This window comes from Rhodococcus sp. (in: high G+C Gram-positive bacteria) (genome assembly GCF_049591685.1).
Lineage (GTDB): Bacteria > Actinomycetota > Actinomycetes > Mycobacteriales > Mycobacteriaceae > Rhodococcoides.
On sequence record NZ_JBAWFH010000344.1, the window covers coordinates 1 to 8201 of the forward strand.

Genomic DNA, 8201 nt, shown 5'->3' on the forward strand with positions numbered 1-8201 from the left:
CGGGCACAATCGTACGATAACCAACGAGTGGATCAGCGCTTTCGAAAGCGGCCGGATCGCGACATATATGGCGTCGATTCGGCGTTGACCATCTTGCCGATCTGAGGAAAAGCACACCACGTCGTGCTGCAGCAACGGGACCAGCCTCGATACTGGCACCGGATCACAGAAGATCCGGTGCCAGTATCGAGGCTTGATCGAACGGCATCTCAGCCGGTCACGATCCGTTAATTCAACTCTTCATTGGCTCTGGCGAGCGCGGCGAACTCCTCATCGGGCGACGCGGCGACGAGGCGGTGACGACTGTAGACGGCGAAGTAGAGCATGAGAACGCCGAACACGCCCAGGCAGCACAGTGCCGCGACGATGTCGACCAGAAATGTAGCTACCACGGCGACGATTGCAATCACCATCGCGACGCCGGTGGTGACGACACCCCCGGGCGTCTTGTATGGACGCTCCAATTCGGGTTCCCGACGGCGTAGCACTATGTGGCTGAGCGTGATCAGCACGTAACTCAACGCTGCACCGAAAACGGTAATGTTGATGAGCAGGGCGCCTTTACCAGTCAGGGATAGAAGGAAGCCTAGAACTCCGGGGACCAGCAATGCCAGTGTTGGAGCCTTTCTCGAGTTGGTTATCGACAGCACAGTCGGTAGATAACCGGCTCGAGAGAGAGCGAAAAGCTGACGCGAGTAGGCATAGATTATGGAAAAGAAACTGGCAATCAGCCCGGCCAGCCCGATGTAATTCACAACGGTTCCCCATGTTGATCCACCTAGCGCAGCGACCAAGGGATCGCCGACCTCGGACATCGCCGATGCTCCACCCGCTCCCGTCGCAAGCAATAGCACGGCTACGCACGTTACGAGCAAGATCGAAATTGCAGCGATAATTCCGCGCGGAACATTACGTTTCGGGTCCTTAGCTTCTTCTGCGGCAAGTGGCACGCCTTCGATTGCCAGGAAGAACCAAATCGCAAACGGGAAGGCCGCCCAGATTCCGATGTATCCGAAAGGCAGTATTTCCGAGGCGCCGGCCGCGGTGGTGGGCTCGATGTCAGTGAGGTTACTCGCCTCGAAGTGTGGTAGCGCTGCGATCGCAAAAATCAGCAGGCCGAGTAGTGCCACCGCAGTGATGGCAAACATTACTTTGAGGGCCTCACCGACGCCGCAGAGATGGATTCCGATGAAGACCGCGTATGCCGCCAGGTATATCCACCAGCCATCGGTGATGCCGAACAAATTCAACGAGTCGACGTAAGCGCCGATGAACGTTGCAATCGCGGCAGGACCGGTGGCGTACTCGATCAGAATTGCCGTACCCGTTGCGAAACCGCCCCAGGGCCCCATTGCGCGACGCGCGAAGGAATATCCTCCACCGGCGACTGGAAGAGCCGACGATAATTCAGCCATTCCGAGAACTACACCGAGATACATGATGGCCACGAAAACCACCGCAATAGCGAGTCCACCGAAACCACCCTCGGCCAGACCGAGATTCCATCCGGAATAGTCACCGGATACGACATAACTCACCCCGAGGCCGGCCAGCAGCAACCAACCCGCGCTGCCTCGTTTCAGTTGACGCTTCGCGAGGTACTGCTCTGCTTCCGTTGGATCATGATGCCGGTCCGAAGGGCTCTGACTCTTGTTGTTCACTGGTACGACTCTTTCTTGTAGTCGGCTGGCTTGCGTGCTTTCATGGCCTGTCCGTTGTTCGTGAATTGCGTAAGGGTTGTAGTCCGTTTTCAGCTTTTTGGAAGCTACGTCGGTCAGGACATGGGCAGTTCCGCACGAGCTTGCCGCAACGTTTCTGTGATTGTCTCCGCGACTGCAACGGCGTTGGGGCCGTCGGAATGAAAAAGAAGTGCCTCGATCCCGGCGATGTGTGTCGCGGTGCCGTCGTTGCGAACGATTTCGCTTCGCGTGCAAATCGAGTGCGTCTGGGCTCGGGTGTACTCGATATCTGTAGCGCGCTTGCGCCCACGCTCCAACATAATCGACCCATCTGCGTTGTACTTCATATCCACGAGAGCCATCGGAACAATGTGGTGGCCTAGTTGCGCAAGTTCTTCGGCGTAGACAGCACCTTCCGTGGGAGCTGGCCATGGAACATCGACCCCCGGAGCAACGGCATGAATAGCTCGTGCGGCTGCTAGCGCGATCGAGTCGTCACTGGAAAGGTAGGCATACATCGCCCCGTGAGGAAAGACGTGATTCAGCGTCAATTCTTTGGCGCGTAGAAAGCCTTGCAATGCGCCGATTTGGTAGACCAGCAGAGCGCCGATCTCGTCGGCATCGAGCAGCATCGCTTTGCGCCCGAAGCTCATCATGTCCGGAAATCCCGGGTGGGCTCCGATCTTGACCCCCGCCGCCGCTGCCATGTCGATGGTACGGCTCATGATCACTGGATCGCCTGCGTGACCGCCACACGCGATGTTGGCCATTGTTATGTGCTTCATGAGTGCAGCATCTGAGCCGAACTCCCAAATTCCGAAACCTTCGCCGATATCGCAAACGACGTCCGGGGACTTGAACATGGGCGTAAACCTCTGTCTGTGTCGATGGTGCCTGTGCTGACGTCTTATCGGTGGCCACACGTACGTGGTCGGGCGCTCCTGCGCGCCGCGCAGTATGAGAAGTCGAATATGCTCTTCGCTGATTCGAGGTCGTCCGCGACTGGGCAGGGTGTGAACGACGGCGCACCGGGACTGCTAGGACTCGCCGATTACCTAGCTGCGAGTGTGGTTTTCGGTGTAACGCGGTGCTTTTGTCCGCACCGTTGAACTGCAGTGAGTATGACCAGGACACGCTAACCCTGTCCGGCACGCTGTGCAAGCAGTGACAAAGCGCGTAGCGGTCGCACGCTGTGTGTCTCCCGATGCCGGCGTGGGGGCGTTTCGACACTCCAGCTGTCGCTGCAGTGCAACCGTTATTGGGTCCGCACCAGACTATGGTCGCTAGATCGCCGTCGCATCGCCGCAGGTCGAGTAGTTCGTAGCCAACCAATTGATCGCATTTAGCTCGTAACGGTTGTGAACGGTCGTGGTGAGAGCTACGCTGTGATCGGTGTCACCGGGCGAGTAGACAACCCGACGACAATCGACGCTGACCAACGACCACTGAGTGGAGACCGACATGTGCATGGCGTGCGACATGACTGATAGTGCTGCTGACCCGGACGAGAACACCGACGTCCAACCCTTCTCGAACACAGGCGAATCCATCTACGACGGAACGGGCAAGAGCAGTCCGCAGTGGTGGCCATCTCGCTACGGTGCCGACGACGAATTGGGCACCGGAAACGAGCTGACCCCGGAACGCACCCTCGCTGCTCTTCAGCTGGTGAAAGAGGGGCGCATCCTCGAACTCGCACGTGTACTCGACTTCCGGTCCCCAACCTGGTCCCCCCCGGGTAAAGAGGGTGCCCGTTGGTATCGCCAGGTCGTAGCGGCTCACGGTCAGATGGACTCGATGACGTTGGGCCCGAAAAACGACTTCAACTACATGGAAGAACATGTGTCGCAGATTTACCACATCGGCACACATATGGACGGCTTCGGGCATATCGGCATAGGCGGTCGCTACTACAACGGCGTTCACTACAAAGACTTCTACGCTCCCGCTGGTCTGAACAAATTCGGTATTCACAACGTCAAGCCGTGGGTGACCCGCGGTGTGCTGCTCAACATTGCGGCAGTCGAAGGTGTCGAAATGTTGACCGAAGGCTTCAACATCACGCCTGAGCATCTCGAGCGGGCCTGTGAGCTGCAGAACGTCGAGGTAGGCCATGGAGACGCGGTCATCCTACATACGGGCTACGGCGCACTCTGGATGGTCGACAACGATCGATACAACAACAACGAACCTGGGATCGGTTGGGACGGCGCGCATTGGCTCACCGACCGCCGCGTCAGTCTGGTCGGTACCGATACGTGGGCGGTGGAGGTCCTGCCGAGTGAGGTGGACGGGGCGCCATTCCTCGTCCATCAACACATGCTGGCCGAGACCGGTACGCACCTGGTCGAGAACATGAAGACGGAGGAGTTGGTGGAGACGGGCCGATCGGAATTCTTGTTCATCATGTCCCCGGTGAAGACTCGTGGATCGACCTCCTCGATGGTCAATCCACTCGTTGTGCTCTGACCGAAGACAATATTGCGACCCGGCATGCAAGTCTGCAGTGTGCCGGGTCGCAGTGCAATGAGCCCCCAGCCCCCCAGCCGCCAAGCTCCCCAGCCGCCAAGCTCCCCGGCCGGCGTTGTCACGCTCGCTGCGAACGTTCGTTACTGCGAAGTTTCCGTTGTTAATGGTTGGTTTCGAACAGACCGATAACGTGGATTGGTTGGAGCGACCGGGATATGGTCGAAGCCGACAGCCGAGGCGGCCGGTGGGCTTTCCGGGTGTCGGCGCTGCAGAACTCCGCTTTGAACACAGTGTGCCGGCGAGCCCTCGCTGCACCGTCGCGTATGGACGCAGTCGCACCCCAAGAACCTTCAGAGGAGTCAACGCAATGTCAGACGAGTCCAGATCCGGCACGGATCGTCATCACGCGGCCGAAGACACCGTAGTGAAACGGTTTTCGGTCGTAACTGCCGAGGTTGATCACCAAGTTGGTCGTTCTGCGCGTTTCTCGAGAGGGTGATCTGCCATGTTGCGACGTGAAACGTTCATGGAGACCCGCTACACGCCAGGCGGAGACGAGTTCATTCTCGTCGAGTTCGACGAAAGCATGAGTCTCGAGGTCAATCTACTGGTGCAGCGAGTGGTGACCAGCGTAGAGGCGGGGGCAGTCGCTGGGGTAATCGATGTGTGTCCCGCCAACGTGTCATATCTTGTGCGTTACGATCCCGACGTCGTCGATTTCGACAATCTGGTGTCAACACTCAAAGAGTTCGAGTCCGCTTCGTTGACCCAGAGATGGCAACCTTTTCGCACGCGCGTTATCGACATGCCGATCTTGTTCAACGATCCGTGGACTTACGAAGTGCAGATGAAGTTCAGAGATCGAGTCCAGGACCCCGAGGTCACCGATATCGAGTACTTGACTCGCATCAACGGTTTGCCGACGGTGGACTCCTTCATCAGCGCTATCACGGCGGCACCGCACATGGCGACGTTGACGGGGTTCAGTCTCGGCGTGGTGTGGTCCTATCAACTCGTTCCGCGGGCACAGCAGCTGCAGGGGCCGAAGTACCTGCAGCCGCGCACCGAAACGCCCGCTCGCGCGTTTGCACTCGGCGGTGCATTCACAGCGGTGTACCCGAGCGAAAGTCCAGGCGGGTACCCGATGCTCGGTCGCGCGGCGGCACCGGCATACGACCCGGCCCAGCGTCTACCGGATTTCGAAGAGAAGCCCGAGCTCGTCGGAATCGGAGACATCTGCAACTACCGTTCCGTCGATCGAGACGAATACGATTCGATCCAGAAGGCAGTTTCCGCGGGTACATACCGTTTCGCCATCGCGGATGTCGAATTCGACCCACAGGCCCTCATCGAGGACCCTTCGGGATACTGCTCCAGTCTCACGGAGGCACTGTACTCATGATCGAAGTAATCCAGCCTGGCATCATGACCACCGTGCAGGACCTGGGCCGGCCAGGACACTACCTTCGCGGCATTCCACCGTCTGGCGCGCTCGATCTGGTGTCACACCGGCTCGCGAACGCATTGGTGCGTAACCACGAAGACGCCGCGACCTTGGAATTCACCTTCACTGGCCCGACGTTGAGGTTCTCTTCCTCGGTCGACTTCGCAGTCACCGGTGGTGGCGTGCCGATCATGCTGAACGGCGAGGAAATCGAGCCCTGGCAATCACATCGGGCCGACGCCGACGATGTCCTGTCGTTCGGGTTCTTGCAGAGCGGAGTCCGGGGCTACATCGGCTTCTCCGGTGGGCTCGCAGTACCTCACTACCTCGGTTCGGCTTCGACGCTCGTCAACGCGGGACTCGGGGGCATCGACGGTCGCAAGCTCGTTGCAGGTGACGTACTCCGGGTCGATCGGCCGACGGCGCCATCCGTTCGAGCAGTTCTCGACAGCAGGTTTCAGCCACCGTTCTTCTCGCGCGATGTCGAGCTTCGTTACATCCCTGGTCTTTTCGACTACAGGCTGACACCGGACGGACGTCGCGACTTCAGCGAGCGCGTATGGACCGTGACACCCAGTGCCGATCGCACGGGCGTGCGTCTCTCCACCGCGAACCGGACACCTTTGGAATTCGTCTCCCGTTCGACGCCCTTCGGCACCGGCGACAATCCCTCCAATGTCGTCGACACGGGATATCCGCTCGGTGCGATTCAGCTCCCGGCGGGAATCGAGCCCATCGTCTTGTCGCGCGACGCTGTCACTGCCGGCGGATACTGCACTGCCGGTGCCGTTATATCTGCAGATCTCGATCGTCTCGGCCAAGCCGTCACACATAGCCAAGTCCAGTTTGTGCCCGTATCGATAGAAGATGCTGCCATTGCGCGAAACGAGCGCCGTGAATTCATAGCTCGCGCCATCGATTCATTGTCCTGATTTCTTACAGCGTTGCGAAAGCAACAGGAAAGGCTTCTCATGGCTGATCATCTCATCAAGACACCTATTCCCGGTGTTTTCTATGGGCGCCCATCACCGGAGGCCCCGGCATATGTGGAACCAGGCGCGACCGTGAAGGTCGGGGACACCGTTGGTCTCGTCGAGCTGATGAAGAGTTTTCACCCCGTGACCAGCGATGTCGACGGGGTAGTCGAGGCCGTCCTCGTGGAAGACAATGCCGAAGTATCACCAGGCCAGGACATCGTCAGCGTTGTAGTTTGACGCTGTTCGTCTCTCCTCCATCAACTTTCCCACTCGTAAGGCTCTGACATGAAGAAGCTGTTCATCGCAAACCGCGGTGAAATTGCGTTGCGCATAATTCGTACCGCTCGTGAGCTCGGAATCGAAACCGTACTCGCGGTCAGTGAGGCGGACAAGGAAAGCACACCGGCCAGGATGAGCGACAGCGTCGCCGAGGTCGGCCCCTCGTCCGCCACCAAAAGCTACCTGTCACGTGAGTCGATGCTCGATGCTGTATTGCGTTCGGGCGCCGATGCGGTACACCCCGGCTATGGGTTCCTGTCGGAGGACGCGCGGTTTGCACAAGCCGTGGTCGATGCGGGGCTGACCTGGGTTGGCCCTTCGCCGGAGTCGATCCGGCTGATGGGTGACAAAGCCGCTGCGCGTGAGGCTGCTCGTGCGGCCGGCGTTCCGGTAATGAATGGGAGCGACGGTGTTGTCGAGACAATCGATGACCTCGAGGCTGCCGCAGACCGAGTTGGCTTTCCCCTTCTGATCAAAGCAGCCGCCGGGGGCGGTGGCCGCGGGATCCGCATTGTTCGCACTGCCGACGCTCTCGAGCACGAATACACCGTGGCGTCCGCCGAGGCAGCCTCTGCGTTCGGCGACGGCAGCGTGTACTTGGAACGCTATATCACGCGTGCCCGGCACGTCGAAGTGCAGATCCTCGGAGATGGCAAAAGGGCAATTCACCTTTTCGACCGAGATTGCTCGATGCAACGACGGCAGCAGAAGGTTGTCGAAGAGGCACCTGCCGCGAACGTACCGGACGATGTCCGCGAACAAATGTTCAAGGCTTCGGTTCGCTTGGCGCAGGCTTGCGGTTACAAAGGTGCGGGGACCGTGGAATTCCTGTACGACGTTGATCAGCGCGCAGTCTTCTTCATCGAGATGAACACGCGACTACAGGTCGAGCACCCGGTCACCGAAATGATCACCGGTATCGATCTCGTGCGCGAACAGTTGCGCATTGCCGACGGAAACGAGCTGCAACTCAGTCAGAACGATATTGTCGCTCGCGGCCATGCCATCGAGGTCAGACTGTGCGCAGAGGATTCCGAACGGAACTTTATGCCTTCACCAGGCTTGATCCAGTCTGTCATGTGGCCGGCAGGACCTGGTGTACGCATAGACAGCGGAGTGGCCGCCGGATCGACGGTCTCACCGTATTACGACTCCATGCTGGCAAAATTGATCGTATGGAACTCGGATCGTAGTTCGGCGATCAGCCGCCTGCAGCGGGCATTGAACGAGCTCGAAATCGCTGGGCTTGCGACTACGCAGAAATTCCTCAGCTCGCTGATCAGTAGCTTGGATTTCTACGAGTTCTCGCATCACACGAAATTTATCGAAGAGTCATTCTTCGCTGAGTAGAGG

General features: G+C 58.8%; 7 protein-coding genes. 5 read left to right on the forward strand and 2 right to left on the reverse strand.

Annotated features, from left to right (window positions below; genetic code table 11):
- Positions 1-227 precede the first annotated feature (227 nt).
- Complete coding sequence (eat, locus tag WBQ44_RS14465) at positions 228-1661, reverse strand: ethanolamine permease (protein ID WP_495567368.1); 1434 nt, start codon at positions 1659-1661, stop codon at positions 228-230.
- 113 nt (positions 1662-1774) lie between these two features.
- Complete coding sequence (locus tag WBQ44_RS14470) at positions 1775-2542, reverse strand: 5-oxoprolinase subunit PxpA (protein ID WP_495567369.1); 768 nt, start codon at positions 2540-2542, stop codon at positions 1775-1777.
- Positions 2543-3158: 616 nt separating this feature from the next.
- Between WBQ44_RS14470 and WBQ44_RS14475 the strand changes: the two genes are divergently transcribed.
- The 5 genes from WBQ44_RS14475 to WBQ44_RS14495 all read left to right on the forward strand — a co-directional run bounded on the left by WBQ44_RS14475 (position 3159) and on the right by WBQ44_RS14495 (position 8198).
- Positions 3159-4148 (forward strand): cyclase family protein, encoded by a 990-nt coding sequence (locus WBQ44_RS14475; RefSeq protein ID WP_495567370.1) that lies wholly within the window; start codon positions 3159-3161, stop codon positions 4146-4148.
- Positions 4149-4653: 505 nt separating this feature from the next.
- A complete protein-coding gene (locus WBQ44_RS14480) occupies positions 4654-5550 on the forward strand; it encodes a 5-oxoprolinase subunit B family protein (RefSeq protein WP_495567371.1) in 897 nt (298 codons plus the stop codon).
- Positions 5547-6524 (forward strand): 5-oxoprolinase subunit C family protein, encoded by a 978-nt coding sequence (locus WBQ44_RS14485; RefSeq protein ID WP_495567372.1) that lies wholly within the window; start codon positions 5547-5549, stop codon positions 6522-6524. The genes WBQ44_RS14480 and WBQ44_RS14485 overlap by 4 nt, the downstream gene beginning before the upstream one ends.
- A gap of 39 nt (positions 6525-6563) precedes the next feature.
- Positions 6564-6806, forward strand: a complete 243-nt coding sequence (locus WBQ44_RS14490) for an acetyl-CoA carboxylase (protein ID WP_495567373.1) — start codon at positions 6564-6566, stop codon at positions 6804-6806.
- Positions 6807-6854: 48 nt separating this feature from the next.
- Entirely contained in the window at positions 6855-8198 is a 1344-nt protein-coding gene (locus WBQ44_RS14495) for an acetyl-CoA carboxylase biotin carboxylase subunit (RefSeq protein ID WP_495567374.1), read from the forward strand.
- The last annotated feature ends 3 nt before the right edge of the window (positions 8199-8201 follow it).

Coding starts and splice junctions, on each gene's coding strand:
- WBQ44_RS14475 (WP_495567370.1), top strand. CDS start 3,159: ATGACTGATAGTGCTGCTGACCCGGACGAGAACACCGACGTCCAACCC.
- WBQ44_RS14495 (WP_495567374.1), top strand. CDS start 6,855: ATGAAGAAGCTGTTCATCGCAAACCGCGGTGAAATTGCGTTGCGCATA.
- WBQ44_RS14480 (WP_495567371.1), top strand. CDS start 4,654: ATGTTGCGACGTGAAACGTTCATGGAGACCCGCTACACGCCAGGCGGA.
- WBQ44_RS14490 (WP_495567373.1), top strand. CDS start 6,564: ATGGCTGATCATCTCATCAAGACACCTATTCCCGGTGTTTTCTATGGG.
- WBQ44_RS14485 (WP_495567372.1), top strand. CDS start 5,547: ATGATCGAAGTAATCCAGCCTGGCATCATGACCACCGTGCAGGACCTG.
- WBQ44_RS14470 (WP_495567369.1), bottom strand. CDS start 2,542: ATGTTCAAGTCCCCGGACGTCGTTTGCGATATCGGCGAAGGTTTCGGA.